At 73.7% G+C, this 25,339-nt stretch carries 21 protein-coding genes and 1 pseudogene; 9 read left to right on the forward strand and 13 right to left on the reverse strand.

Annotated elements, in window-relative coordinates; genetic code table 11:
* The first annotated feature begins 6 nt into the window (after nucleotides 1-6).
* Nucleotides 7-540, forward strand: a complete 534-nt coding sequence (locus LEP48_RS00270; protein WP_225563513.1) for an RNA polymerase sigma factor — start codon at nucleotides 7-9, stop codon at nucleotides 538-540.
* Nucleotides 537-1,319, forward strand: coding sequence for a hypothetical protein (locus LEP48_RS00275; RefSeq protein ID WP_225563514.1), 783 nt, complete (start codon nucleotides 537-539; stop codon nucleotides 1,317-1,319). The genes LEP48_RS00270 and LEP48_RS00275 overlap by 4 nt, the downstream gene beginning before the upstream one ends.
* Nucleotides 1,320-1,329: 10 nt before the next feature.
* Here the strand turns inward: LEP48_RS00275 and LEP48_RS00280 are convergent, their stop codons facing one another.
* On the reverse strand, nucleotides 1,330-2,280 hold the full coding sequence (locus tag LEP48_RS00280) for an excalibur calcium-binding domain-containing protein (RefSeq protein ID WP_225563515.1): 951 nt from the start codon (nucleotides 2,278-2,280) through the stop codon (nucleotides 1,330-1,332).
* 196 nt (nucleotides 2,281-2,476) lie between these two features.
* Between LEP48_RS00280 and LEP48_RS00285 the strand changes: the two genes are divergently transcribed.
* Nucleotides 2,477-6,436, forward strand: coding sequence for a TM0106 family RecB-like putative nuclease (locus LEP48_RS00285; protein WP_225563516.1), 3,960 nt, complete (start codon nucleotides 2,477-2,479; stop codon nucleotides 6,434-6,436).
* A gap of 67 nt (nucleotides 6,437-6,503) precedes the next feature.
* On the opposite strand, the gene LEP48_RS00290 is transcribed toward LEP48_RS00285, so the two are convergent.
* From LEP48_RS00290 to cspE, 3 genes are all read right to left on the reverse strand, one after another.
* Nucleotides 6,504-7,070, reverse strand: coding sequence for a GrpB family protein (locus LEP48_RS00290; protein WP_225563517.1), 567 nt, complete (start codon nucleotides 7,068-7,070; stop codon nucleotides 6,504-6,506).
* Between the two features lie 32 nt (nucleotides 7,071-7,102).
* A complete protein-coding gene (locus LEP48_RS00295; protein ID WP_225563518.1) occupies nucleotides 7,103-7,864 on the reverse strand; it encodes a hypothetical protein in 762 nt (253 codons plus the stop codon).
* A 133-nt stretch (nucleotides 7,865-7,997) separates the two neighbouring features.
* Nucleotides 7,998-8,201, reverse strand: coding sequence for a transcription antiterminator/RNA stability regulator CspE (gene cspE / locus LEP48_RS00300; RefSeq protein ID WP_079576569.1), 204 nt, complete (start codon nucleotides 8,199-8,201; stop codon nucleotides 7,998-8,000).
* 257 nt (nucleotides 8,202-8,458) lie between these two features.
* Between cspE and LEP48_RS00305 the strand changes: the two genes are divergently transcribed.
* Entirely contained in the window at nucleotides 8,459-9,313 is an 855-nt protein-coding gene (locus LEP48_RS00305; protein WP_225563519.1) for an aldo/keto reductase, read from the forward strand.
* 167 nt (nucleotides 9,314-9,480) lie between these two features.
* On the forward strand, nucleotides 9,481-10,779 hold the full coding sequence (locus LEP48_RS00310) for an ABC transporter substrate-binding protein (RefSeq protein WP_225563520.1): 1,299 nt from the start codon (nucleotides 9,481-9,483) through the stop codon (nucleotides 10,777-10,779).
* Nucleotides 10,780-11,000: 221 nt separating this feature from the next.
* Here LEP48_RS00310 and LEP48_RS00315 read toward each other — a convergent pair.
* The 4 genes and pseudogenes from LEP48_RS00315 to LEP48_RS00330 all read right to left on the reverse strand — a co-directional run.
* A pseudogene (locus LEP48_RS00315) lies at nucleotides 11,001-11,777 on the reverse strand (ABC transporter ATP-binding protein); the annotation flags it as partial.
* Entirely contained in the window at nucleotides 11,774-12,754 is a 981-nt protein-coding gene (locus LEP48_RS00320; protein ID WP_225563521.1) for an ABC transporter ATP-binding protein, read from the reverse strand. The pseudogene LEP48_RS00315 and the gene LEP48_RS00320, both read right to left, overlap by 4 nt.
* The gene (locus tag LEP48_RS00325) at nucleotides 12,744-13,745 is read right to left on the reverse strand and encodes a branched-chain amino acid ABC transporter permease (RefSeq protein ID WP_225563522.1); all 1,002 of its coding nucleotides are present in this window, start codon (nucleotides 13,743-13,745) and stop codon (nucleotides 12,744-12,746) included. The genes LEP48_RS00320 and LEP48_RS00325 overlap by 11 nt, the downstream gene beginning before the upstream one ends.
* Nucleotides 13,746-13,758: 13 nt before the next feature.
* On the reverse strand, nucleotides 13,759-15,252 hold the full coding sequence (locus LEP48_RS00330) for a branched-chain amino acid ABC transporter permease (RefSeq protein WP_225563523.1): 1,494 nt from the start codon (nucleotides 15,250-15,252) through the stop codon (nucleotides 13,759-13,761).
* Between the two features lie 350 nt (nucleotides 15,253-15,602).
* On the opposite strand from LEP48_RS00330, the gene LEP48_RS00335 reads away from it, so the two are divergent.
* The gene (locus LEP48_RS00335) at nucleotides 15,603-17,927 is read left to right on the forward strand and encodes a S9 family peptidase (protein WP_340162847.1); all 2,325 of its coding nucleotides are present in this window, start codon (nucleotides 15,603-15,605) and stop codon (nucleotides 17,925-17,927) included.
* Here the strand turns inward: LEP48_RS00335 and LEP48_RS00340 are convergent.
* Together LEP48_RS00340 and LEP48_RS00345 are read right to left on the reverse strand one after the other, a co-directional pair.
* Nucleotides 17,917-18,870, reverse strand: coding sequence for a diacylglycerol kinase catalytic domain-containing protein (locus tag LEP48_RS00340; RefSeq protein WP_225563524.1), 954 nt, complete (start codon nucleotides 18,868-18,870; stop codon nucleotides 17,917-17,919). The two genes, LEP48_RS00335 and LEP48_RS00340, sit on opposite strands and share 11 nt — an antisense overlap.
* Nucleotide 18,871: 1 nt before the next feature.
* Entirely contained in the window at nucleotides 18,872-19,918 is a 1,047-nt protein-coding gene (locus LEP48_RS00345) for an SPFH domain-containing protein (RefSeq protein ID WP_225563525.1), read from the reverse strand.
* A gap of 117 nt (nucleotides 19,919-20,035) precedes the next feature.
* On the opposite strand from LEP48_RS00345, the gene LEP48_RS00350 reads away from it, so the two are divergent.
* From LEP48_RS00350 to LEP48_RS00360, 3 genes are all read left to right on the forward strand, one after another.
* The gene (locus LEP48_RS00350) at nucleotides 20,036-20,827 is read left to right on the forward strand and encodes an NUDIX hydrolase (protein ID WP_225564088.1); all 792 of its coding nucleotides are present in this window, start codon (nucleotides 20,036-20,038) and stop codon (nucleotides 20,825-20,827) included.
* A gap of 116 nt (nucleotides 20,828-20,943) precedes the next feature.
* Nucleotides 20,944-22,224 (forward strand): inorganic phosphate transporter, encoded by a 1,281-nt coding sequence (locus LEP48_RS00355; RefSeq protein WP_422723784.1) that lies wholly within the window; start codon nucleotides 20,944-20,946, stop codon nucleotides 22,222-22,224.
* The gene (locus LEP48_RS00360) at nucleotides 22,221-22,511 is read left to right on the forward strand and encodes a hypothetical protein (protein WP_225563527.1); all 291 of its coding nucleotides are present in this window, start codon (nucleotides 22,221-22,223) and stop codon (nucleotides 22,509-22,511) included. The genes LEP48_RS00355 and LEP48_RS00360 overlap by 4 nt, the downstream gene beginning before the upstream one ends.
* A 55-nt stretch (nucleotides 22,512-22,566) precedes the next feature.
* Here the strand turns inward: LEP48_RS00360 and LEP48_RS00365 are convergent, their stop codons facing one another.
* From LEP48_RS00365 to LEP48_RS00375, 3 genes are all read right to left on the reverse strand, one after another.
* The gene (locus tag LEP48_RS00365) at nucleotides 22,567-23,658 is read right to left on the reverse strand and encodes a glycoside hydrolase family 3 N-terminal domain-containing protein (RefSeq protein WP_225563528.1); all 1,092 of its coding nucleotides are present in this window, start codon (nucleotides 23,656-23,658) and stop codon (nucleotides 22,567-22,569) included.
* 140 nt (nucleotides 23,659-23,798) lie between these two features.
* Complete coding sequence (locus LEP48_RS00370) at nucleotides 23,799-24,272, reverse strand: SRPBCC family protein (RefSeq protein ID WP_225563529.1); 474 nt, start codon at nucleotides 24,270-24,272, stop codon at nucleotides 23,799-23,801.
* Between the two features lie 84 nt (nucleotides 24,273-24,356).
* Nucleotides 24,357-25,244 carry a redoxin domain-containing protein gene (locus LEP48_RS00375; RefSeq protein ID WP_225563530.1) on the reverse strand — a complete coding sequence of 296 codons (888 nt, stop codon included), beginning with the start codon at nucleotides 25,242-25,244 and terminating at the stop codon, nucleotides 24,357-24,359.
* Nucleotides 25,245-25,339 lie beyond the last annotated feature (95 nt).

Genomic DNA, 25,339 nt, shown 5'->3' on the forward strand with positions numbered 1-25,339 from the left:
CGAAGCGTGGACGACGTCCAGGCGAGAGAGCGTCTGACCGGGCTCTGGGTGGAGCACCACGAGCCGGTCTCCCGGTTCGTCGCGCGCCGGGTCGGAGCCGGTCTCGTGGACGACATCGTCTCGGAGACGTTCCTCGTGGCGTGGCGTCGTCTGGACGACGTCCCGGACAGCGCGCGTCCGTGGCTCTTCGGCGTGGCCAGGAACGTGCTGGCCACGCACCTTCGCACCCACGGCCGGTGGCGGGCGCTCAGCGTCCGGCTCGAGCGCGAGCCCGAGCCGGGCCGCGAGGGAGCGGACGACGTCGCCGCCGACCGGGCCGACCTCCGGCGGGCGTGGGAGCTCCTCTCCGACGCCGACCGGGAGGTCATCGCCCTCGTCGCGTGGGACGGGCTCACGGCGGTCGAGGCGGCACACGTGCTGGGGTGCCGTCCCTCGACCTTCTCCGTCCGGCTCACGCGAGCCCGCAAGCGTCTCCTCGCCTTCTCCGAGGTGCCGAGCGAGACGGCCGAGGTCCTGCACAAGCTCCAGGAGGCGAGATGAAGTCCCCCATGATGATCGAGCTCGAGGCGCTGGACCCGGCGCGCGAGCTGCGCGCCCCGGGCGCTGCGGACGACGACGTCCTGCAGCAGATCCTGGACGCGCCGCGGACCGGCGGTGCTCCGGTGCGTCGCCCGGCCCGCACGGCGGTGCTCACGGGGGCGGCGGCCGTCGCCGCGGTGGCGGTCGCGGTGGCCGTGGTCACCAGCCCGGAGGCGCCGGCCGCGTACGCGTCGTGGACGCCCGTGCCCGCGGTGGTCCCCGCCGACGCCGTCACCGACCGCGTCGCGAGCTGTGACACGGAGGCCCACGTCGTCGACGACGCGGCGGCCGAGCCGCGGGTGGTGGACGTGGCGATGACGCCGGTGCTCACCGAGGCGCGCGGTGCGTACACGTACGTCGTGCTCGCCGGGGACGGCGTCTTCGGCGACTGCTTCGTGACGACGGCGGCCCAGGGCCAGGACGCGGTGGGCAGCTCCACGCAGCCCGGTACGCCGATCACGGAGCCGGGCGCGCGCGAGGTGACCGTCCTCCAGGCGGGTACGACGTCCTGGTCGGAGGGCAGCACCGGCGACGGCGCGGTGACCTCGGCCTTCGGGCGGGCGGGCACCGACGTCAGCGCCGTCGAGCTGACCCTGGCGACCGGCGACACCGTCGAGGCCACCGTGCAGGACGGCTGGTGGGCCGTCTGGGCACCCGGACCCTCGTCGATCGAGACCGACGCCACGGTGACGTTCGCCGACGGCACGACGTCGGCGGTGAGGGTGGCCCCAGGGCGCTGACGTCTCCTCGCTACTCGCCGTCCTCGCAGGCGATGCCGTTGCCGTTCGGGTCGAGCGCCCGGCGATAGGCGGCCTGACCCTGCGGGATCGGCGCCGCGCCGTCCTGCCGGGCCGCGTTGCAGTCCCAGTAGAACAGGGCCCCGCCGCCGGGCTTCGTCTCCGGCTGCTGGGGCTGCTGCTCCTGCTGGGTCTTCTGCTCGTCGAGCTCCTTCTGCCGGCTGGTCAGGTCGGCCTCCTTCGCGGAGGCATCCTCCTCGCGCTGCTTGACGGCCTCCTCGCGCTTCGTGACGTCCGCACGCAGGTTCTCGAGGTCCTGGCGCTCCTGCGCCGCCTCCGCGCGCAGGTTCTCGGCCTCCTGGAGCTCCGTGCGCGCGTCGACCCGCGCCTGGGCGGCGTCGGAGCTGCGCATCATCGACACGGTGACGCCGAGGATGCACCCGAGCGCGAGGCACGCTGCCGCCACCCCGCCGATGACCATGTTGCTCGGTCGTGCGGGCCGGGCGGTGGCGGACCTGCTCCCTGCGCCGTGCCCGCCGCCGCTCCCACCGCCCGTGGGCGCGGCCGCGGCGGGTGCCGGGTCGTCGGCGCCGCCGAGCGGGATCACCGACGCGTTGGTCCGCCGCGAGGCGCGCGTGGCCCCGGCGGGCGTCGAGAGGGTCTGCACCGGCGCGCCGACGACGGTCGTCGCGGTGGGGTCCATCGGCGCCGGCGGGGCCTGCCGCGCGGGGGCGGGCGCGGCGGTCCGCACGGGGGCGATGATGCTCGTCGCCTCGGCGGGTGCCTCCTGCCGCTGTGCACGCGAGGGTGCGGCCGCGACCGGGCGAGCCGTGGCCGCGTCGTCGACCCAGTAGTCCCACCCGGGGGGAGCCGGCGGCCAGGCGGGGTCGGGGGCCCACCCGGCGTCGGGCCGGAAGCCCGGGGGTACCTGCCAACCCGGGGGCGGATTGAATCGCACTGCCATGACCACTCCTCCGTCGTCGAGCGGGCCCTACTATGGCGGAAACGGGCGCCCCAGGTCCACGTCGCGCCACGTCGCACCACCCGGCGCCACGTCGCGCCCCGGCCCGCCGGGCCCGGAGCCGGCGCCCGCGGGCGGCCCGGGGACCTGCGACGGGGCGGTCGGGGGCGCTGTCGGGGGCCGCTGGTAGACCGGAGTCATGTTCCTCGTCACAGGCAGGCCCGCGGGCGGTCCCTCGGTGTCGGCGTCGGCGCCCGCCGCGTCGTCGGTCGTCCACTCCGCGAGCGACGTCGTGCTCGCCGCGGAGTGCGAGCACGCGCTGCTGCGGCGCCTCGACGAGGTGCTCGGCCGTGCACCTCGCCGGGAGCGGGTCGCCGACGCGACGCGCGAGCGGACGATCGCGCTCGGGGCGGCGCACGAGCGGCGCGCCCTCGAGGGCTACGTCGAGCGGTTCGGCGCGGCGGCGGACGGCGGCGGCGTCGTGGAGATCGCACCGCCGGGTACCACGGCCTGGGACGAGCTCGTGGGCGCGCACGCCACCACGCTCGCCGCCCTCGAGGGCGGTGCCGACGTCGTGGCCCAGGCGTCGTTCTTCGACGGGGACTTCCACGGTCGCGCGGACTTCCTGCTGCGGGACGATGCCCGGCCGGGCGCGGTGGCGGGCGCACCAGGTGCGGACGGGGCGAGGCCGCGCTACGCGGTGTGGGAGGCCAAGCTCGCGCGCCGGGCCAAGGTGCCCGCGCTGCTCCAGGTCGCGGCCTACGCGGAGCAGCTCGTCGCGGCGGGGGTGGACCCGACCGAGCACGGACACCTGCTGCTCGGGTCGGGCGTCGAGTCGCACCACCGGGTCGCCGAGCTGCTCCCCGTCTTCCGTGCCCGCCGTGACCGCCTGCTCGAGATCGTGGGGGAGCACGTCGCCGACGACGGCCCCGTGGCGTGGGGAGACCCGCGGTACGTCGCCTGCGGGCGTCTCGGGGTGTGCCCCGACTGCGCGGCCGCGGCGGCCGAGCACCGGGACGTGCTTCTGGTGGGCGGCGTCTACGACCGTCAGCGGTCCGTGCTCGCCGCCGGCGGGATCACCACCATCGACGCCCTGGCGGCGGCCACCGCGCCGGTGGCGGGGATGGCCGCGGGGACGTTCGAAAAGCTGCGCTTCCAGGCCGGCCTCCAGCTCGGCAGCGAGCCGGGGGACGGTCGTGTGCGGTACGACGTGGCGGGCGCGGACGGCCAGGCGGGGACGGCCGAGCTGCGCTGGTCGATGCCGGACCCGTCGCCCGTGGACCACCTCCCGGCGCCCAGCCCGGGCGACGTGTTCTTCGACTTCGAGGGTGACCCGATGTGGACGGACCCGGACGGGCGCGGCCCGGCCGCGGGGTTCGGGCTCGACTACCTCTTCGGCTGGGTGACGCGTCCGGGCGTCGACGACGGGTCGGACCCCACGGGGCCGCCGCCGTTCCACGGGCTGTGGGCCGACACCCTCGCCCAGGAGCGCGAGGCCCTCGTGACGTTCGTCGACTGGCTGACCGAGCGACGCCGGCGGTGGCCCGACCTGCACGTCTACCACTACGCCGACTACGAACGGTCGCACCTGCTGTCCATCGCGGCCCGGCACGGCACCTACGAGGACGAGGTCGACGACCTCCTGCGCGACGGCGTGCTCGTGGACCTGTGGAAGGTGGTGCGCCCCGCGCTGCGGATCTCGCACCGGTCGCGGTCCATCAAGAAGCTCGAGCCGCTGTACATGTCCGCCGAACCAGGGCGGGAGGGCGTCACCGACGCCGCGGCCTCGATCGTGGAGTACGCCGAGTACGCGGGGCTGCGTGCGGCGGGCAAGGACGTGGACGCCGCGGAGCGCAAGGCGCAGATCCTCGACTACAACCGGTACGACTGCGTCTCCACCCTGCGGTTGCTGGAGTGGCTGCGCGACGCCCGCGCCGGGCTCGACCCCGGGCGTGCGGCGGCGCCTGGCGCGGGGGCGGCCGAGGTGACGGTGCCGCCCGAGGTGACGGTGCCGGCCGAGGTGACGACGACGCCCGAGGTCCAGGCCGAGGCACCGGGCGCCGTAGAGCCGACCGCGCGTCAGCTCGACGTCCGACGCCGCCTCGCGCTGGAGACCGAGATCCGGGCGGAGGTGGAGAGTGCGTCGTCGATCGGGCCCGCCGAGTCCGTCACGTCCGTCGAGACCGTCGAGCTACCGGAGCCGCCCGTCGGGGCACCGGAGCCCGTCGGGACCGGCGGCCACGCCGGCGCGACGCTCCAGGCGCTGTCGCTCCTCGGCGCTGCGGTGGGCTACTACGGGCGCGAGGCCAAGCCTGCCTGGCACGAGCACTTCGCCCGGCTGGAGTCCCCGCCGGACGAGTGGCCCGGCCGCCGCTCCGCGATGGCGGCCGACCAGGTGGAGCTGCGGCGCGGCTGGCAGGTCGAGCCCGGCCGGACGGTCGCCTCGCGACTGGTCGCGCTGCGGGGCCGGCCGGTCGAGGGCACGGAGCTGGTCGCGGACGTGCCGGTCTGGCTGCTCTACGACGAGCCGACACCGCCGGCGGTCGGGCCGCCGGGCCCTGGGGCGGTGCGGGGGGCGCACCGGCGCGCGCGCATCGTGTCCGCGGCCCGGGTCGCGGCCCCGGCGTCCGCCACGCCTGGGGCCGCCGGCAACGGCCGGGCGCCGCGCGGCGACCAGTGGGAGGTCGTGGTGCGTGAGGACCTGCGTCGCACCGACCCGGAGCACGAGGCGCTGCCCATGGGCGTGGCCGTCAACGGGCACGTGCCCACGGAGCCGCAGGAGCAGGCCGTCGAGGATGCCGCTGCGACGGCGCTCGCGCAGTGGCGCGCCGACGGGCGCCTGGTCGCCGGGCCCGCCGTCGACCTGCTGCTGCGTGCCGCTCCGCGGCTGTCCGGCGGCCCGCTCCCGCGTGCGGTACCCGGGCCGGACGGCGTCCCGGACCTCCTCGCGGCCGTGGAGCAGGCCGTCCGGCGCCTCGACCGGTCGTTCCTCGCCGTTCAGGGCCCGCCGGGGACGGGCAAGACGCGCCTCGCGGCGGGTGTGGTCGCCGCCCTCGTGGCCTCGGGCTGGCGGGTCGGCGTCGTGGCGCAGTCGCACTCCGTGGTGGAGAACCTGCTCGACGCCGCGCTCGGTGCCGGGGTGCCTCCGGACCGGGTGGCCAAGAAGCGGCGTGAACGAGCCGCGGTGGGCGGTCGGTCCTGGGCCGAGGTCGACGCCGCGGGGCTTGCGTCGTTCGCCGCCGAAGCCGCGGGGTCGGGCGCCGGCTGCCTCGTGGGCGGGACGGCGTGGGACTTCGCCCACGGGCGGTGGCCGGTCGACGGGCTCGACCTGCTCGTGGTCGACGAGGCGGGCCAGTTCTCCCTCGCGAACACCGTCGCGGTCGCGCGGTCCGCACGGCGGCTGCTGCTGCTCGGCGACCCGCAGCAGCTCGGGCAGGTGAGCCGCGGGCGCCACCCCGAGCCGGCCGTCGCCGGGTCGGCGCTGGGCTGGCTCGCGGGCGGCCGCGACGTGCTGCCGGACCGGTTCGGGTACTTCCTGCCGGTGTCGTACCGCATGCACCCGGCGCTGTGCCGGGAGGTCTCGCAGCTCGCCTACGAGGGCCGGCTGCACGCGCACCCGCGCGCCGCGGCACGTCACCTGGAGGGCGTGGAGCCCGGGGTCGAGCACGTGCTGGTGGAGCACGCCGGCAACGAGGTCGCCTCGCCCGAGGAGGCCGCCGAGGTCGTGGCGCAGGTCCAGGCCGTCGTCGGGCGGCGGTGGACGCCCCGGGCGGGGGAGTCCCGTCCGCTCGAGCCTGCCGACGTGCTCGTGGTCGCCGCCTACAACGCGCAGGTCGCGACCGTGCGCCGCGCGCTCGACGGTGCGGGGCTGGACGCCGTGCGGGTCGGCACCGTCGACCTGTTCCAGGGCCAGGAGGCGGTCGTCGTGATCCTCACCCTGGCCGCGTCGTCGGCCGAGCACGTCCCGCGCGGCGCGGGGTTCCTGCTCGACCGCCACCGCATCAACGTCGCGGTGTCGCGTGGACAGTGGTGCGCACGGGTGGTGCGCTCGCCGGGCCTGACCGACTTCCTGCCGCACGGCGTGCGGGGCGTCGAGCAGCTGGGCGCGTTCCTGCGCCTCGGCAGCTCCTCGGGAGACGGCCCGGCTGCCCGGGCCTGACCCCCCGGGGCGGCCGGCCCGCGGTCCCGCCCGGCGAGCCGCCGCGGGCACGGGGAGCGCCCCGGGTTCACCGTCCGCGGGCCTCCCTCGCACGTGCCTTGATCGCGAGGATGACGTCGGTCTTGGCGTCGGCGTAGGCGTTCATGTCGTCCCACCGCCGGCTGAGCAGGGACCTCTTGGTGCTCTCGTAGAGGGCGCGGTCGTCGGCGTCCGCGCGGAGGTGGTCACGGAGCAGGAGGTACTCGCCCACCGCCGGGTCGTCCCGCTCGTACAGGTGCACGTGGACGTCCCGTGCCGGCGTGCGCACGAGGCGATGCCCCGGCTCACGGACCCGCAGCTCGTACCCCGCGGCCAGGAGCGCATCGAGGTAGTCCTCCTCGGCGGTGATGTCGTCCACCGTGACCACGATGTCGACGATGGGCTTCGCCGCCAGGCCGGGAACGGACGTGGAACCGATGTGCTCGACCCCGGCGTCCACCGCCGCGAGTGCGGCCCGGATCCTGGCCCGGTGCTCCAGGTAGACATCGGCCCACCGGCCGTCGGGGTCGTGCAGCTCGAGGTGCAGCGCCTCGACGCCTCCGACGAGCTCGACGGTGGTGACGTCCGGTCGGCGCCGATCGCTCCTGTGGGTCACACGGACATCTTCGCAAGGATGCGCGCGTGGGCTCAGAAGCCGCCGACGTCTCCGCCGAACCCGCCCCCGAACCCGGTATCACCGCCGAACCCGCCGCCCGAGGCGTCGCCGAACCCGCCGCCCGCGTCCGTGCCCGGGCCGGGATCGGCTGCGCTCACCTCGCCGGCGCCGGCCTCGGGGCCCGGGGAGTCCGCGACCTCCTGCGAGGGGTCGCCGAACGCCGCACCGAAGATCGTCGTCGCGACGGCCGAGCCGATCACCACGCTCGCGACGGTGGCCAGCAGGCTCGCCCCGACCACCGACCCGGCGCTGGGCACGGGGGCCGAGGCACCGGCGGCCTGACGGCCTCGGAACGTCTGCTCCAGGAGGCCGGGCCTGCGCATCTCGGCGCGGGTCGCCATGCGGGCGAGGTCGTGCGGCTCGTCGGACGGCGCACGCTCCGCCGGCGGGACGGCCGCGGAGAGCTCGTCGAGCACCTGTCGCCGCTGCGCCGGGCTCAGCCGGTCGAACGCCTCGGCGTGCGCCTGCTCGACGGCGTCCGGCGGCGCCGTGCGCAGGAGGTAGCGATAGCGCTCGATCGCGACGTCGTCCGGGTCGCGACGACCGGCACCGCTCGGGGCGCCGTAGCCCGGGGCGCCGACCCGCCCGCCGGGGTGCTGGTCGGGCTCGGGCGCATAGCCGTGCTTGTCGGGCGCCTGACCCGCATGCGGCGGCGGCTCGCCGGGCCGGCCGGGAACGCCGTGGTACGAGCGCTCATCGGGGGTTCTGCCGAGCAACCGATCGAGGAATCCCATAGGGGATCAACGTCCGGGGCCGGGAAGCCGTTCCCGGCCGGCGCGAGAACGACGAACGGCCCGCACCCCGCCGGAGCGGGATGCGGGCCGTTCGTTCACGCGGTGGGCCGAGCAGGCTGGGCCCTGCGGTGGATCAGAGCGGGCGGACGTTCTCCGCCTGCGGGCCCTTGGGGCCCTGCGTCACGTCGAACTCGACGCGCTGCTCCTCGTCCAGCGAGCGGTAGCCCTGGGACTGGATCGCGGAGAAGTGGACGAACACGTCGGCCGAGCCGTCCTCGGGGGCGATGAAGCCGTAGCCCTTCTCGCTGTTGAACCACTTCACGGTTCCGGTGGCCATGCTTACTCCTTCAAGAGGTGTCGACGACCTCGACCATCGAGATCGCGCATCACGGTGAATCGTCGCCAACTCTTGAAACCAAGGTCCGCACGGCACCATGTCAATCCTGACGACACGGTCACCGTAGCGCAGGACGGGCGAACCGTCCCGGTACGAGCGAGGCACTGCAACGAGGACAACGGTACGCGAGCGCGCGACCCGGCACCAGTGTTCTGCTGCGCAGGCGCCCTGTGGGCGGCGTGGACTAGACAGAGGCCATGACGCAGACCTCTGTCCCCACCGTGACCCTCAACAACGGCGTCGAGATCCCGCAGGTCGGCCTCGGCGTCTTCCAGGTGCCCGACGACGGCACCCAGGCCAACGTCGAGCAGGCGCTGGAGGTCGGCTACCGCCACGTCGACACCGCCGCGGGGTACGACAACGAGGAGGGCGTGGGCGCCGCGCTGCGCGCCTCCGGTCTGCCGCGCGAGCAGCTCTTCGTCACCACCAAGCTCCGCAACGGGGACCAGGGGTACGAGCAGGCGCTGCGCGCGTTCGAGGACTCGCGCCGCGCGCTCGGCGTCGACCAGGTCGACCTGTACCTCATCCACTGGCCCGTCCCGAGCCGCGACCTCTACGTGGAGACGTGGCGTGCCTTCGAGAAGCTGCTGGCCGAGGGCGCCGTGCGCGCGATCGGCGTCTCGAACTTCCTGCCCGACCACCTGGAGCGGCTGGTCGCCGAGACGGACGTGGTCCCGGCGGTGAACCAGGTCGAGGTGCACCCCACGTTCCAGCAGGCGGAGGTGCAGGCGCGGTGCCGTGCGCTCGGGGTGACCGTGGAGGCGTACTCGCCGCTCGGCCGTGGCGCCGACCTGGGCGCCGCCGCCGTCGTGGCCGCCGCCACGGAGCTCGGCGTGACGCCGGCCCAGGTCGTGCTGCGCTGGGCGGTCCAGCAGGGCCGGGTCGTGATCCCCAAGTCGATGTCGGTCGAGCGCCAGGCCACCAACATCGACGTGTTCTCGTTCGAGCTCAGCCCGGCGCAGACGGCGCAGCTCAACGCCCTCGAGTCCGGGGTGGAAGGGCGCACGGGCGCCGACCCGGCCACGGCGTCCTTCACGCAGTTCCGCCACTGACGCGCCCGGGCCCTGACATCTCGGGCATCAACTGTGATGCAGATAACAGGTTCGTCACGATCTGTCAGGTGTGACCCACGCGACACCTCGCGGACATACATTCCCACTACGTTCAGCGCCACTACACACGGTGTTGAGCAGTGGATGCCCAGATCGAAGGGGACAGCATGATCCGACGTAATACGACCGCCCGAGGCCTCGCCCTCGCCGCGGTCCTGTCCATGGGACTGACGGCTTGCGCCTCGTCCGGGGGTGGCAGCGAGGAGGGCAGCGGCGGCGGTGACGGCGAGAACGCGAGCGCCGAGCCCTTGAAGATCGGGACGATCCTCCCGGTGACGGGAACCCTCGCGTTCCTCGGCCCGCCCGAGATCGCCGGCGTGGGCCTCGCGGTCGAGGACATCAACAAGGCCGGCGGCGTGCTCGGCAACGACGTCTCGATCGAGTGGGGCGACTCCGGCGACACCACCGACTACTCGGTCGCGAGCTCGACGGCCACCGACCTCATCGGCAAGGACGTCTCGGCCGTGATCGGCGCGGCGTCGTCCGGCGTCTCGCTCGCCGTCGTCGACGTGTTCGAAGAGGCGCAGGTCATGCAGATCTCGCCCGCGAACACGGCGGCCGACCTGTCCGGCTACGGCGACTACTTCGCGCGGACCGCCCCGCCGGACACCGTCCAGGGTGCGGCCCTCGGGTCCCTCATCCTCGACTCCGGCGCCCAGAAGGTGGGCTTCCTCGTCCAGAACGAGGCCTACGGCAACGGTCTGCGCGACTACACGCAGGAGGCCATCGAGGCCGGCGGCGGGGAGGTCGTCTACGGCGGCAACGGCGCAGGCCACGAGTTCGCCCCCGGCGAGACCAACTTCGGTGCGCAGGTGACCGACCTGCTCGCGCAGAAGCCTGACGCCATCGTGATCATCTCGTTCGAGGAGACCGTCACCATCGTCAGCGAGCTCGTCTCGCAGGGCTGGGACTTCGACGGCACCACGTTCTTCTGCGACGGCAACCTGTCGAACTACGGTGACCAGTTCGACCCGGGCACGCTCCAGGGCGTCCAGGGCACGCTGCCGGGGGCCCAGGCCGACGACAGCTTCAAGGAGCGCCTGTCGACCTGGTACTCGGAGAACGAGGGTGGCGAGCTCGAGGACTTCTCGTACTCCGCCGAGTCGTACGACGCGACGATGCTGGCCGCGCTGGCGGCCGTGCGTGGCGGCGACACCGACGGCCCCACCATCGCCGAGAACATCGCGGCGGTCTCCGGTGCCGAGGGTGGCACCGAGGTCATGACGTTCGAGGACGGCGTCAAGGCGCTCGAGGCGGGCGACGAGATCCACTACGTCGGTCCGTCCGGCACGGGGCCGCTGAACGACCAGAACGACCCGTCGTCGGCGTTCATCGGCATCTACAAGTACGGCGAGGACAACACGTACACGTACGAGCGCCAGATCGAGGGCTCGACGAGCCGCTGAGGCTCTGAGACGACGAGAGGCCCGGTTGCCCCCGCGGGGGCAACCGGGCCTCTCGCTGTGCCCGTCCAGGACTACGTGGCGTCCGGCGTCTGCGTGTCCGGCGTCTGCGTGTCCGGTGCGGCCGCGTCCGTGACCGTGGCGGGGCCCGCCGCGGCAGGAGTCACCGCCGGCGGGGCGTCGGCCTTGGGTGCGTCGGCCTTGGGTGCGTCCGCCCCCGCGTCGACGTCCTCGGCGAGGGTGCCGAGGTACAGGGAGATGACCTTGGGGTCGGCCTGGAGCTCGCGGCCCGTGCCCGTGTAGGCGTCCGTGCCCTGGTCGAGCACGTAGCCCCGGTCGCAGACCTGCAGGCAGCGCCGCGCGTTCTGCTCCACCATGATCACCGACACGCCGGCCTTGTTGATCATGCGGGTGCGCAGGAACGACTCGTCCTGACGCACCGGGGACAGGCCCGCCGACGGCTCGTCGAGCAGCAGCACCGACGGGTTCATCATCAGGGCGCGGGCCATGGCCACCATCTGGCGCTCGCCGCCCGACATCGCGCCCGCCCGCTGCGCGCGCCGATCGTGCAGCACCGGGAAAAGGTCCCCGATGAACTCCCAGCGCTCGGCGAACGTCTTCGGCTTGAGGTACACGCCCATGCGCATGTTCTCCTCGACAGAGAGCGAGGGGAACACGTTGTTGTTCTGCGGCACGTACCCGACGCCGCGCGCGACGAGGGCGTTGGCCTTCATGCCGGTGATGTCCTGGCCCAGCATGGTGACGGTGCCGGAGTGGATCTTCACCAACCCGAAGAGCGCCTTGAGCAGGGTCGACTTGCCGGCCCCGTTGGGGCCGATGATGCCGACGAGCTCGCCCTTGCCGACCTCGATCGAGCAGTCGTTGAGGATGTTCACGCCGGGGATGTACCCCGCCACGAGGTTGTCGACCCGCAGCAGGACGTCGTCGGAGTCGTTCTTGCCCGCCGGCGCGGGTCCGGGCAGCGTTGCGGTGTCGCTCATCGCTTCTCCTCCTCGGCCTCGAGCCGGGCCAGGATCTTGGGGTCCAGCAGGGAGTCGTCCCCGAGGTCGGTGTCGTGGTGGGCCCCCAGGTAGGCGTCGACGACGGCCTGGTCCCGCATGACCGACGCGGGCGGTCCCTCGGCGACGATCCGGCCCTCGGCCATGACCACCACCCAGTCCGAGATGTGCCGCACGGCGTGCATGTCGTGCTCGACGAACAGCACTGTCATGCCCTCGTCGCGCAGGGCCTGGATGTGACCCAGGAGCGACTGCACGAGCGCCGGGTTCACGCCCGCCATGGGCTCGTCCAGCATGATCACGGTGGGGTCGGTCATGAGGGCGCGCGCCATCTCGAGCAGCTTGCGCTGCCCGCCGGAGAGCGACCCGGCGAAGTCCGACGCCTTGGTGTCGAGCTTGAACCGGGCGAGGATCTCCATCGCCTTCTCGGTCGCGGCCTTCTCGTGCTTCTGCCAGGTGAAGGGCAGCCAGGACAGCCAGAGGTTCTCGCCCGGGTTGTGCGTCGAGGCGAGCAGCATGTTCTGCAGCACGGTGAGGCGGGAGAGCGCCTTGGTGAGCTGGAACGTGCGCACCACGCCGATCTTGGCCACGGCCGCGGCGCTCTTGCCGGACAGCGACCTGCCCTGGAACGTCCAGCTGCCCTGGTTGGGCCGGTCGAAGCCGGTGAGCAGGTTGAAGAACGTCGTCTTGCCTGCGCCGTTCGGTCCGATGAGGGCGGTGATGGCGCCCTCCTGGACCTCGAGGTGGTCGACGTCGACCGCTGTCATGCCGCCGAACCGCCGGGTGACGTGGTCCGCCGTGATGATGGCGTCCGGCTTGGCTGCGCCGGGGACGTGGTCCACGGTGGCCAGCTTGGCGAGCACCTGCTGGTGGTGGGTGGTCACGGGCGCCACGGCGGCTGCCGCCGCGGTGTCGGCGACGCTCTCGGGGGTGGTCGTGATGCTCTCGTCAGTGGGCATTGAAGGCGAGCTCCCTCTTGTTCCCGAGGATTCCCTGTGGGCGGAAGATGACCAGAAGCATCAGGGTCACGCCGACGAGCATGCCGCCGATCTGCTCCACGTTGCTGGTGGTGATGACGTCTCCGATGCCCGTGTTGTCGGCCACGGCACGCATGCCGGTGCGCATCAGCATGTACGCGGCGAAGAAGACCATCGAGCCCAGCACCGGGCCGAACACCGTGGCCGCTCCACCGAGCAGCATCACGGTCCAGACGAAGAACGTCATGGTGCGGCTCATGGCGTCCGGCGCGATGGCGAGCGGGAGGGCGTAGAGCACGCCGCCGAGCGCACCGATGGCGCCGCCGAGCACGAGGGCCTGCATCTTGTAGGCGTAGACGTTCTTGCCCAGGGCCCGCACGGCGTCCTCGTCCTCGCGGATGCCTTTGAGCACGCGCCCCCACGGGCTGCGGGTGATGAGCCACACGAACAGCAGCACGAGGGCCACCAGGCCCCACGCGAAGATGCGGGTCCACCACGAGTCGGAGCCCGTGTTGATGTACTCGAGCGGTCCTAGCGCCATCCTCCCGTCGCCGAGCGGCGACGTCGCATGGAAGCTGTCCTTGTAGTCACGGCCCTGGAGGCCCGACGCGCCGCCGGTCCACTCCTGGAGCCAGGTGGAGCGCCCGATCCAGCGGATGATCTCCGCCGCGGAGATGGTCACGATCGCGAGGTAGTCACCCCGGAGCTGGAGCGTGGGCATGCCGAGGATCAGGGCGAAGACGGTCCCTGCGGCCAGCGCCACGAGGATGGCCACCGGAAACGGGAGACCGGCCATCGTGGCGATGCCGAACCCGTAGGCGCCGAGCAGCATGAAGCCGGCCTGGCCCATGTTGAGCAGCCCGGTGTACCCGAAGTGCAGGTTGAGACCGATGGCGGCCATGGCGTAGGCGGCAGTCGTGGGAGCGATGAACTCGGCCAGCGTCTGTTCGAGGATGCGGTTGAACTCGTCCATGGTGGTACTCCTTTCAGCCGATCCGCTCGCGGCGGCCCAGAATGCCCTGCGGGCGGAACAGGAGCACGAGGATGAGGATCACGAGAGCCGACGCGTAACGCAGGTCGGACTGGATGAACAGGTTCGAGAGCTCGACGACGAGGCCGATGAGGATCGAGCCCACGAGAGCGCCGAACGCCGTGCCGAGCCCGCCGAGCGTGACCGCGGCGAACATCAGCAGCAGGAGCTGGACGCCGAGCTGCCAGTTCACCGCTCCGAACGAGATGCCCCACATCAGGCCGGCCAGCGCGGCGAACCCGGTGGCGACCACCCAGACGATGCGGACGATCTTGTCCGGGTCGATGCCGGTCGCCGCGGCGAGCGCCGGGTTGTCCGACACGGCGCGGGTGGCACGGCCGATCCGGGTGCGGGTGAGGAACCACGCGACGGCCACCATGCACACGACGGCGACGCCCATGGAGATCCACGACGCCGCGCTGAGGGTGATCCCCAGCAGCGTCCACGGCCTCGGGTTGCTGGTGAGGATGCGTTCCGTGCCGCCGCCGATGAGGAACTGGATGAAGAACTGCAGGGCGATCGACAGGCCGATCGACACGATCATCATCTGCATGATCGGGGTGCCGCGGCGCCGCAGCGGCCGCCAGATCCCGGCGTCCTGCGCGAGCCCGGTGAGGGCGCAGACCGCGATGGTCAGCAGGCCGCCGAGCCAGATCGACATGCCCATCGTGTTGATCGTGAGGTACCCGAGCGCGCCACCGAGCGCGAACTGCTCGCCGTGCGCGAAGTTCGACAGGCCGGTGGTCCCGAAGATCAGGTTGAGCCCGATGGACGCCAGCGCGAGGAGCAGGCCGAAGCGGAGGCCGGAGCCGATCTGCTGCCACACCTGACCCCACGAGAAGGACCGTTCCGACGCGTCGCCCTCGGGGGCCGCGCCGACGCCGTCCCCGGCGTCCGTCGCCGCCTCCTGGCCGTCGTCGGCCGGGGCGGAGCTGGTCTCGCTCTGGGCGGGGGGCGCGGCCGCGTCGGCGCCGACGCGGAACGCCGCGCGGGCGACGCCGCCCGTCTGCGCGGTCACCTCGAGCTCGGCCGGCGCTCCCTCGGGGAGGGGCTGGTCGGCGGGCAGCGTCGTCGGGTCGATCGTCGCGGTGTACTGACCGCTCGTCGGGACGGCGACCGCCTGCACCTCCGAGGAGGTGGTGAAGGCCGCGCTGAACCCGTCCGGGCCCGTGATCGTGACCGCCACGTCGGGGATGCGCTCGTTCTCGTCGGTGAGGACGAACGCGGCGACGCACGCGGTGGTGTCGTCGGGCTTGCAGTCGGTCGCGACGTCCGAGGTCGTGGTGGTCGGCACGCCGGTCGCTGTGGTGGTGGCGACGCCGGTACTGGTGCCGGTGCCGGTGGCTGCTGTCGCCAAGGGTGTGGCGACGGCCAGTGGTGCGAGCGCGATCGCGAGTGCCGCTGCAGTGCGGCGCAGCACGGTCGCGCGGGTGGGTCGGTCCGCTGTCATTCGACCGGGTCCTCCGTCGGGTCGGGGTATGGCGCCCGAGGCAGCTCGGGGTCCTACCCGCTCGCCCCGGAGATGCAGAGACACTAAAAGGGCCATGTATCACCAGGGTTTCGCGAGCGTGCCGGAAGTGTAGCGAGCAAAATGTGACCCACGTGACACGCGCGGATCACAGTCTGGCATCGGCCCCGGCTCTCGCCGTGCTGCGGCCCAGGTCGGCAGCGGGAGGTCGTTCCGCGGTCGCGGGAATGCTCGCCGCAAACCGTTGCCGAGCCGTGATCTGCCGAGCGGCGCCGTGCGGAGCCGAGATGTCGCGCCTGAAGCGGCGTGGTGCCGCCGCGTACCCTGGCCGCGTGTCCGACGTCGCGCAGCCCACCGAACCGCAGAGCACCGAACCGCAGAGCACCGAACCGCAGAGCACCGAACCGCAGAGCACCGAACCGCAGACCGCTGAAGCGCAGAGCAGCGAACCCGACCAGGCTCCCGTCGCCCCGCGACGCCCGGTGCGGCGCACCCACCACGGGGACACCGCCGTCGACGACTACGAGTGGCTGCGCGCCAAGGAGGACCCGGAGGTCCTCGCCCACCTGGAGGCGGAGAACTCCTGGACGGCGCAGCAGCTCGCCGGGCTGGCGCCGCTGCGCACGGCGCTGTTCACCGAGATCAAGGACCGCACGCAGGAGACCGACCTGTCGGTGCCGACACGGCTGGACGCCGCCTGGTACTACACGCGCACGCAGGAGGGCCGGCAGTACCCGGTCCACGCCCGCGTCGCGGCGTCCGACGTCGCCACCGCGGACGGGTGGACGCCGCCCGCCGTCGAGCCCGGCGTGGTGCCCGACGGCGAGCAGGTGCTGCTCGACCAGAACGCCGAGGCCGAGGGCCACGACTTCTTCTCGCTCGGCTCGTTCGACGTCTCGGGCGACGGCACGCGGCTGGCGTACGCCGTCGACACCACGGGCGACGAGCGGTACACGCTGCGGGTGCGTGACCTGACCACGGGCGCCGACCTGCCCGACGTCGTCGAGGACACGGCCCCCGGAGCCGTGCTTGCGCCCGACGGGGAGCACGTCTTCTACCTCACCGTGGACGAGGCCTGGCGGCCGTACCGGGTGTGGCGCCACCGGATCGGCACCCCGGCGAGCGAGGACGTCCTGGTGCTCGAGGAGCCGGACGAGCGGTTCTGGCTGGGCGTGGGCCTGTCGCGCTCGCGGCGCTACCTCGTCGTGGAGCTGGGGTCCAAGACCACGAGCGAGGCGTGGGTGCTCGAGGCCGACGACCCGACGGGTGCCTTCCGGCGGGTGTGGGAGCGCCGCGACGGCGTGGAGTACTCCGTCGAGCACGTGGAGCTGCCCGCCGCCCCGGGTGCCGGCGTCGCGCCGCGGGACGCGCTGCTCGTGCTGCACAACGACGGCGCGCGGAACTTCGAGCTCGTGCTGACGGACGTGCCCGCGCGTCCCGCGCCGGGCGCCGCGGCGGTGCCCCTCGACCCGGCGGCCGCGCGCGTCGTCGTGCCGCACTCGGCGGACGTCCGGCTCGACGGCGTGGAGGCGTTCGCGCGCCACGTGGCGCTGGCCTACCGGGCGGACGCGCTGCCGCGCGTGGGCGTGGTCGACCTGGGGGCCGTGGAGCAGGGGTCGCCGTGGCCGGTCACCGAGATCGACGTCGACGAGCCGCTGTTCTCCGTGGGCCTGGACGCCAACCCGGACTGGCGCCAGCCCCTGCTGCGGGTGCAGCACACGTCGTTCGTCACGCCGGCGACGGTCGTCGACGTCGACCTGTCGACCGGTGAGCGGCACGTGCGCAAGCGGCAGCCGGTGCTGGGCGGCTACGACCCGGACGACTACGTGCAGCGCCGGGAGTGGGCCGTCGCCGAGGACGGCGCGCGGGTGCCGATCAGCCTGGTGTGGCGTCGCGACGCGGTGACGTTGGACGGGCAGGGCACCCGCGCGGAGCCGGCGCCTCTGGTGCTGTACGGGTACGGCGCGTACGAGACGAGCATCGACCCCTACTTCTCCGTGCCGCGACTGAGCCTGCTGGACCGGGGCGTCGTGTTCGCCGTCGCGCACGTGCGCGGCGGCGGCGAGCTGGGCCGCCGCTGGTACGACGACGGCAAGCTGGCCGCCAAGCCGCACACCTTCACGGACTTCGTGGCGTGCGGCCGGCACCTGGTCTCCACCGGCTGGACGGAGCCCGGGCGGATGGTCGCCGAGGGCGGCAGCGCGGGCGGCCTGCTGGTGGGGGCGGTGACCAACCTGGCGCCCGAGCTGTTCGCCGGGGTGCTCGCGGTGGTGCCGTTCGTCGACGCGCTGACGTCGATGCTGGACCCCTCGCTGCCGCTGACCGTCGTCGAGTGGGACGAGTGGGGCGACCCGCTGCACGATCCGGACGCGTACGCGCTGATGCGCTCGTACACCCCGTACGAGAACGTGCCGGACGACGCCGCGCACTACCCGCGCGTCCTCGCCACGACCTCGCTGCACGACACCCGCGTGCTCTACGTGGAGCCCGCCAAGTGGGTGGCGCGGCTGCGCGCCGCGGGGGCGCCGGCGCTGCTCAAGATCGAGATGTCGGCCGGGCACGGGGGCGTCTCCGGGCGCTACGCGCGCTGGGAGGAGATCGCGTTCGAGAACGCGTGGGTGCTCGACGTCCTGGGACGGGCGGACGTCAGGGCCTGACGAGCCGCAGCGGCTCCTCCGCGGTCCGCACGGTGACGGTCTGGCCCCAGGACGCGACCAGCCGGTCGTCCTCCATCCCGTCGCCGAAGACGACGAGCCGGTCGGACGCCACGGTGAGGGCGACGACGTCCCCCGGCTCGATCGTGCCCTCCGTGAACCGCGTGCCGGTGCCCGGGGACGGCCACGCCTCGCGGACGAACCAGCCCAGCCGGTCCTCGGTCGGGCTGGGGGCGGTGCGCCCGCCGCGGTCGTGCGCCAGGGAGGCCCACCAGCCGGACGCGCCCGTCCCCGTCGCCACCAGCAGCCCGGACGACGACTGACGCTCGCCCCCGGCGCCGCACCGCAGCGCGTACCGAGCGCTCTGGTGCGACGGGTGCCCGACGAACACCTCGTTGAGCGCCGTGAGGTGCTGCCCGTCGTCGAGGTCGGCGCGGACGGTGGTGAGCTCGTCGACGGGCAGCAGGGCGGCTCGATCTGCGCCGGCGCCGCCCGTCGCGCCGGCCGACGCTCCACCTGGTGCGCCACCCGGGGCGTCGCCGAGCGAGCGCAGCAGGCGCGTCGCCGCACGCACGGAGTGCCGCACCAGCACTCCCGCGTTGACGCCGGGCTCGGGGTCGACGCCCAGCACCGGCTGCCCGTGCACGTACTTCGCGACGTTCGCCACGAGCCCGTCCTGGCCCACCACCACGACGACGTCCTGGGGCGCGACGAGGAACCGCGACAGGTCCGCGCGCTCGACGTCGGCCCGGGCCCAGCCCGCGGGCAGGGCGCCCACGACGGCGGCGCGGGCGTCGGTCAGGGCGTCGTGCCGCTCCTGGACCTCGGCGAGGGTGCGCCCGCGGGCGCGCAGGAAGAACTCGGCCTGCCCGCGGGTGCCGTGCCGGTCCAGCAGCTCGTCCAGCTCGGTGCGGCGGTGCACGACGACGGCCCGGCGGCGCAGCACGTCAGGCCGCCTTCCGCGCCGGAGTGCCGTCACCGTCCGGGGTGCCGCCGAGCGCGCCCTGGACCAGCGAGCCGACCAGCCCGGTGAGGAGGTCGGGCGTCACGGTGAGGTGCTGGACGGCGGGCAGCGACGAGGCGGCGTCGCGCAGGGCGAGCGCGACGAGCGTGCCCTGCCCGGCCTCGGTGTACACGTCCATCCGGGCGCGCTCGGCGTCCGCCTCGGCCTGGCCGACCGCTCGGACCTGGTCGGCGCGGGACTCGGTCTCGAGCCGCCCCCGCTCGGCCCGCGCGCGGGCGTCGACGAGGGCGGCAGCGGCCTTCTCCTCGGCCTCCCGGCGGGCGTTCGCGCCCTCGTGCGCGACGAGGCGCTCGCGGCGGGTGGCGAGCTCGATCTTGCTGGCGAGCTCGTTCTCGGCGATGGCGCGCTCCCGCTCGACGGCGAGCGCCCGGCGCTCGTAGGTGGCGCGGTCGGCCTCGGCCTGCACGTGCTCGCGGGCGGGGGTCTGCAGGGCTCGTTCGACGTCCTTCTCGGGCCGCACGGCGAGCACCTGGACGCCGACGACGGCGATGCCGGTCGCGGCCAGCCGGGGGTCGGCGGGCAGCACCTCGCCGAGCAGCGCGCGGACCCGGGGCACGCCGGCCGTCATGGCCTGTGCGAGCGACATCGAGGCGAGCACGTCGGTGGCGTGGCTCTGGGCGAGCTGTCCGACGATGCTCGTCACCTGGTCGCGGCCGTCGGTGCTGGTGGCCCCGCTGTGCGGGTCGACGGCGAAGTCCAGGCGCTGCGAGGCGGTCACCGGGTCGGTGAACCGGTAGGTGACGCCTGCCTGCACGGTGACGTCCTGGTGGTCGGTCGTGACGGCGTGGAAGAAGACGGGCAGCTCCTGGTCGTCGACCGGTACCTCGCTGAGCACGGAGGTGGTGGGGCGGAACCAGAACGCCTGCCCCACGCCCTCGTGCGCCACGCGGCCGTGCCGCAGGTGTACGACGTGCCCGGTGGGGCTGCCGAGGAAGTGGCGGATCCAGGGGTAGCTGCGGATGGTGGCCATGAGGGGCACCCTCTTTCCTGTCAGAGTGACGATTAATTGATGTCAGGATGACACTAAGGGTGGTCGGGGTTCTCGTCAAGCTGACATCAAAGCCGGTAGGGTGGCGGGATGGACGCCATGCCTCCGCCCTCCCGACCGGTCGCCGGCGCCGAGGTGCCGCCGGGGGCCGCGCTCCTGCCGGTGACCGTCGACGTCGTCGCGCTCACGGTGCGCGACGACGCGCTGCACGTGCTGCTCGTCGAGCGCGGCGTCGAGCCGTTCCGCGGGGCGCTCGCCCTGCCCGGCGGTTTCGTGCTGCCGGGGGAAGGGCTCGCCGCCGCCGCGACCCGTGAGCTCGCCGAGGAGGCGGGCATCGCCCCGCCGGGGTACCTGGAGCAGCTCGGCACGTACGGGCCGCTCGGACGCGACCCCCGCGGGCCGGTGCTGTCCGTGGCCTACCTGCTCCTCGCGCCGGACTTCGGGCTGGTGCGGGCGGGCTCCGACGCCGCGGGCGCGGCCTGGCACCCAGTGGCGGACGTGCTCGACCCCGGCGCGCTGGGGTTCGACCACGGGCGGATCCTGGCCGACGGCGTCGAGCGTGCGCGGTCCAAGCTCGAGTACTCGCCGCTCGCCACGGCCTTCTGCGGGCCGGAGTTCACGGTGGCCGAGCTCCGGCGGGTGTACGAGGCCGTCTGGGGCGTGCGACTGGACCCGCGCAACTTCTCGCGCAAGGCCACGGGGACGCCGGGGCTGCTCGTCGAGACCGGCCGGTTCACCTCGGGTGGTGCGGGGCGCCCGGCCGCGCTCTACCGGGCCGCGGTCCGAGCCCCCGGAATCCAGGGCGTGGGCGGCTCCGCCGCGACCGGCGACGACGGCCCGGCGAGCGTCCCGGTGGTGCTCGACCCCCCGCTGCTGCGGCCCCGGAGCTGACGCGCCGGGCGACACACCGGGCCAAGATGAACAACAGGTGAACTCTCCTCGAACAGTTCACCCGGTGGTCCTCTCGTGGTCGAAAACCCCCGGGTCCACCCCCCACCATGGAAGGCGTGACCGAGACGCTTCTGCTCGCGCTCGTCGTCGTGACTGCACTGGCCTTCGACTTCACGAACGGCTTCCACGACACGGGCAACGCCATGGCAACCTCCATCGCCACGCGAGCCCTCAAGCCCAAGACCGCCGTGACCCTGTCCGCCGTCCTCAACCTGGTCGGCGCGTTCATGTCTCTCGCGGTCGCCGCGACCATCGCCAAGGGCATCGTCGACGCCGGAGTCATCACGCTCCCCGTCGTGCTCGCGGGTCTGGTCGGCGGCATCGTCTGGAACCTGGTGACCTGGCTGTTCGGCATCCCGTCGAGCTCGTCGCACGCTCTCGTCGGTGGCATGGTCGGCGCCGTGCTCGCGGCCGTGGGCACCTCCGGCGTGCTGTGGAGCGGCGTGATCTCCAAGGTGCTGGTGCCCGCGCTGCTCGCGCCCGTCATCGCGATCGCCGTCGCCGGGCTGGGCACGTGGTTCGTGGCCCGCCTGACGCGCGGCGTGCCGCAGGAGGTCAGCAACCGCGGCTTCCGCTGGGGGCAGATCGGCTCCGCGTCCCTCGTCTCCCTCGCGCACGGCACCAACGACGCGCAGAAGTCGATGGGCATCATCCTGCTCGCGCTCATCGCGGGTGGCGCCGTGCCGGCCGACTCCAGCGTGCCGTTCTGGGTGATCCTCAGCTGCGCCGTGGCGATGGCGCTCGGCACCTACCTGGGCGGCTGGCGGGTCATCCGCACCCTCGGCAAGGGCCTCGTCGAGATCGACTCGCGGCAGGGCATGGCGGCGGAGACGTCGTCGGCCGCCGTCATCCTGCTCTCGAGCCACTTCGGCTTCTCGCTGTCCACCACGCACGTCGCGACCGGATCGGTGCTCGGCTCCGGTGTCGGCATGCCCGGCGCGAAGGTCCGCTGGAACGTCGCGGGGCGCATGTTCGTGGCGTGGCTGGTCACCCTCCCCGCGGCCGGGCTCGTCGGCGCGGTGTGCCACTGGCTGGAGTCCGCGATCGGCGGCACGGCCGGCACGCTGGCGGTCTTCGGTCTGCTGATCGTCACCTCGGCCGCCATCTGGATCGCCTCCCGTCGCAAGCCCGTGGACCACAACAACGTCAACGAGGCGTGGGACGAGGAGAAGGGCGCGGACCTCGAGTCCGTCGCCGCCACCACCGGTGAGGTCGGCCCCGAGCGTGTGGGTCCGCTGCCCGCCGTGCCCACCGCGGTCGGCCCGATCCTCGGGTCGGTCGAGTCCGTCGAGTCGTTGGCGCCCGTCGGCGCCGCGCAGGGGAAGGTTCAGGCATGAGCTTCATCGACTGGGGCGCGCTGATGCAGGTCCTCGTGGCCGGGCTGATCCTCGGCGCCGGCGCCCCCGCGCTGTTCGCGCTCGGCCTGCGGCTGCTGGCGGGGACCGCACCCGTCGCGCCCGAGGGCGCTGCCGCGGCGTCGTCCGACGGCGAGGCCACCGCGAGCGCGACCGTGACCATCGCCCGCCCGACGCCGGTCCGCCTCGTCGGGGCCATCGCCTGCCTCGGTGTCGTGGTCGGCGCCGTCGCCTTCGGCCTGGTCTTCGTCGTCTCCGGCGGGCACTGACCGGCACTGACCGGCACTGACCGGCACTGACCGGCGCCCGTGCTCGTGGCTCGCGTCAGTCGCCGAGGGCCGCCTTGGCCGCGAGGATCCGGCGGGCGGACTCGTCGACCCTTTCCGCGAACTCCGGGTCCCGGCGGGCCTCCGCCACCAGGGCGTCCGCCATCGCCGGCACGACCGTCGGGTCCGCCGAGGCGAGCACGAGGTCGACTCCCGCGTCCACCGCGCGCACGGCCCGCTCGCCGGGCGTCCACGGCTGCACCTGTGCCGTCGCCGACACGTCGTCGGTCATGACGACGCCGTCGAAGCCCAGGTGGTCGCGCAGGAGGCCCGTGACGACGTCGCGCGAGAACGCGGCGGGATCGTCGGGGTCGATCCGGGTGTAGACGGCGGTCGCGACCATGACGTAGGGCGCCCCGTCGTCGATCGCGTCGGCGAAGAGGCGCACCGACGGCGCGCCGGGCCCCGTGACGTCGTCGGTGACACCCGCTTCGCCGTCCGTGTTCTGCGTGACCCGCCCCAGGCCGGGGAAGTGCTTGATCACCGGGGCCACGCGGGCCGACTCCATCCCCGCCGAGAACGCCTGTGCGGACCGGGACACGGAGGCGGCGGTGAAGCCGTAGCTGCGGTCGAACGCGCCGACGGGCGCGTTGTCCGCGGCTGACTCGCGTGGCACGAGGTCCATCACCGGTGCGAGGTTGAGGTTGACGCCGGCGTCGGCGAGCTCGGTGCCCCACCGTTCGGCGCGATTTTCCAGCGTGGTCACGGGCCAGGTGGCCTGCTCCGTCGCGGCGGGGATGTCGGAGAAGCCCGGCCCGGTCAGCACCTGGACCTTGCCGCCCTCCTGGTCGGTGGCCACGAGCATCGGCGTGCCGCGGGTGGTGCGCGGCGAGACGAGGCCCGTGTATCTCTCGACGAGGTCGCGCGTGGCGGCCACCCCGGCGTCGCTGCGGCCGTGCAGGAAGATGTTGCCGACGTGGTGCTGGCGCACGGCGCGGGCGCTCACGGGCTCCGGGTCGCTCACCGAGACGCCCACGACGAGAAGCTGGCCCACCTTCTGCGCCAGCGACCAGCCCGCCAGCTCGTCGTCGGGCGCGGAGCTGGTCGAGGGGGTCGCGCTGGGCGAGGGGGACTCGGGCGAGGGCGTCACCGACGGGGCCGTCGTCGTCGGCGACGCGGAACGGGACGTGGCTGCCGGCGCCGGGCTCGGCTCGCCCACCGGGCCGCCGCAGGCCGCGAGCAGCAGCCCGGCCGTGGCGACGCCGACGGTGCGACCGACCGCGAGACGCGTCAGCGTGCTGGTGCCCCGTCCCGGTGCGCGAGCGTCGCGAGCGCGTCCTTCCAGTGCCCCTCGGAGCGTGCGGCGTGCTCGGCCGTGTCGACGTTGCGCTGCTCGACGGTGACGACGGTGCCGGTGGCGTCGGGCTCCAGGGTGATCCGGATGTCGTGGTAGTTCTCGGGGGAGTCCTCGAGCTCGCCCAGCGGCGAGAAGTGCGTGAAGTGCAGCAGGCGCGGTCGCTCGACGGCGACCACCTCGCCCTTGTCCGCGAACACGCGGCCGAAGAAGTGCCCCTCGAACGTGATGGGGCTGCCCGGCCGGTAGTCCGTCTCGACGTTGGCGCCCAGCATCCACCGTGCGCCCGGGTGCATGAGCTCCGCCCATACCCGGTCCGGCGGCTGCTGGACGTGCACGGACGCGTGGGCGACGTGCTCGGTCCAGTGGCCGGCGGCGTCGGTGGCCTCAGGGTTGATCGGAGAGGTCATGGGGGTTCCTTCCGGCGGCGTCGGTGCTCCCCACGACCCTAGCGCCGGACCCGGTCGCGGTCGCACCGAGCGACGACGCAGGGCTCAGGTGGTGGTGGCGAGGCGGCGCACGACGTCGAGGGCGTCGTCCACAGACTGTGCGGGGTCGGTCACGGGCGCCTGGAGGTGCCGGACGACGCCCTCCGGGTCGACGAGCAGCGTGACGCGCTTGAGCCGGTCCGAGCCGCCCGCGCGGAACACGGGCAGCCGTAGGGCGGACGACGCGAGCCCGTCCTGGTCGGACGCCAGACGGTACGGCAGCTCCGCGTGCGCGGCGAACGCGGCGAGCTGCTCCGGGTGCTGGGTGCTCACGCCGAGCACGCGCGCCCCGGCACCGACGAGCGCGGCGTGCCGGCGTCCGTAGGTGACGCACTCGAGGGTGCAGCCGCCGGTCCCGGGCACCTCGCCCCAGCGCGGTGGATATCCGGCCGACCCGGGAGCGTACGCGCCGGGGAAGAAGAACAGGACGGTCCACGCCTCGGGGTCCACGAGCCGCACCTCGGTCCCGTCGTGGGCCTCCAGCCCGACGTCGGGCACCCGCGTGCCAGCGAGCCCGCGCACGCGGTGCAGCTCGGCCTCGCCGAGACCGCCCGTCAGCGACCCGTCGCCCAGCACGTGCCGCGTGCCCCACTCTTGCAGCGCGAGCAGCACGGGAAGGAGCCCCTCACCGCGCGCGGTGAGGCGGTAGTCGTAGCGCGGCGGGCGGTCCGAGTACGGCACCTTGACGAGCACCCCGTGCTCGACGAGCCCGCCGAGGCGCTCGGCGAGCGCGCGCCGGGACAGCCCGAGCTCACGCGTGAAGGCCTCGAAGCGGGTGACGCCCGCCGCCGCCTCGCGCACGATCAGCAGGGTCTGCCAGTCCCCGACGACGCCGAGCGCCTGGGCGATGCCGCAGTCGGTGTCGACGAGCTCCTCACGACGCATGGCGCTCATCCTCTCCTCGGTGACGGGCGTGCGTCCATCCGGGCCTGTCAGGTAAGTTCCAATCTGGAACTTGCCAAGGACGACGGTACCGCGCCTGTTCCCGG

It is taken from the genome of Isoptericola luteus, assembly GCF_020297055.1.
GTDB classification, from domain to species: Bacteria; Actinomycetota; Actinomycetes; order Actinomycetales; family Cellulomonadaceae; genus Isoptericola; species Isoptericola luteus.

Bases quoted from the DNA above. Each gene is read 5' to 3' on its own strand.
- LEP48_RS00280 (WP_225563515.1), bottom strand. From the start codon at position 2,280: ATGGCAGTGCGATTCAATCCGCCCCCGGGTTGGCAGGTACCCCCGGGC.
- LEP48_RS00345 (WP_225563525.1), bottom strand. From the start codon at position 19,918: ATGGCCACCATCCGCAGCTACCCCTGGATCCGCCACTTCCTCGGCAGC.
- LEP48_RS00310 (WP_225563520.1), top strand. From the start codon at position 9,481: ATGATCCGACGTAATACGACCGCCCGAGGCCTCGCCCTCGCCGCGGTC.
- LEP48_RS00350 (WP_225564088.1), top strand. From the start codon at position 20,036: ATGCCTCCGCCCTCCCGACCGGTCGCCGGCGCCGAGGTGCCGCCGGGG.
- cspE (WP_079576569.1), bottom strand. From the start codon at position 8,201: ATGGCCACCGGAACCGTGAAGTGGTTCAACAGCGAGAAGGGCTACGGC.
- LEP48_RS00295 (WP_225563518.1), bottom strand. From the start codon at position 7,864: ATGGGATTCCTCGATCGGTTGCTCGGCAGAACCCCCGATGAGCGCTCG.
- LEP48_RS00275 (WP_225563514.1), top strand. From the start codon at position 537: ATGAAGTCCCCCATGATGATCGAGCTCGAGGCGCTGGACCCGGCGCGC.
- LEP48_RS00325 (WP_225563522.1), bottom strand. From the start codon at position 13,745: ATGGACGAGTTCAACCGCATCCTCGAACAGACGCTGGCCGAGTTCATC.
- LEP48_RS00305 (WP_225563519.1), top strand. From the start codon at position 8,459: ATGACGCAGACCTCTGTCCCCACCGTGACCCTCAACAACGGCGTCGAG.
- LEP48_RS00285 (WP_225563516.1), top strand. From the start codon at position 2,477: ATGTTCCTCGTCACAGGCAGGCCCGCGGGCGGTCCCTCGGTGTCGGCG.
- LEP48_RS00330 (WP_225563523.1), bottom strand. From the start codon at position 15,252: ATGACAGCGGACCGACCCACCCGCGCGACCGTGCTGCGCCGCACTGCA.
- LEP48_RS00320 (WP_225563521.1), bottom strand. From the start codon at position 12,754: ATGCCCACTGACGAGAGCATCACGACCACCCCCGAGAGCGTCGCCGAC.
- LEP48_RS00375 (WP_225563530.1), bottom strand. From the start codon at position 25,244: ATGAGCGCCATGCGTCGTGAGGAGCTCGTCGACACCGACTGCGGCATC.
- LEP48_RS00360 (WP_225563527.1), top strand. From the start codon at position 22,221: ATGAGCTTCATCGACTGGGGCGCGCTGATGCAGGTCCTCGTGGCCGGG.
- LEP48_RS00370 (WP_225563529.1), bottom strand. From the start codon at position 24,272: ATGACCTCTCCGATCAACCCTGAGGCCACCGACGCCGCCGGCCACTGG.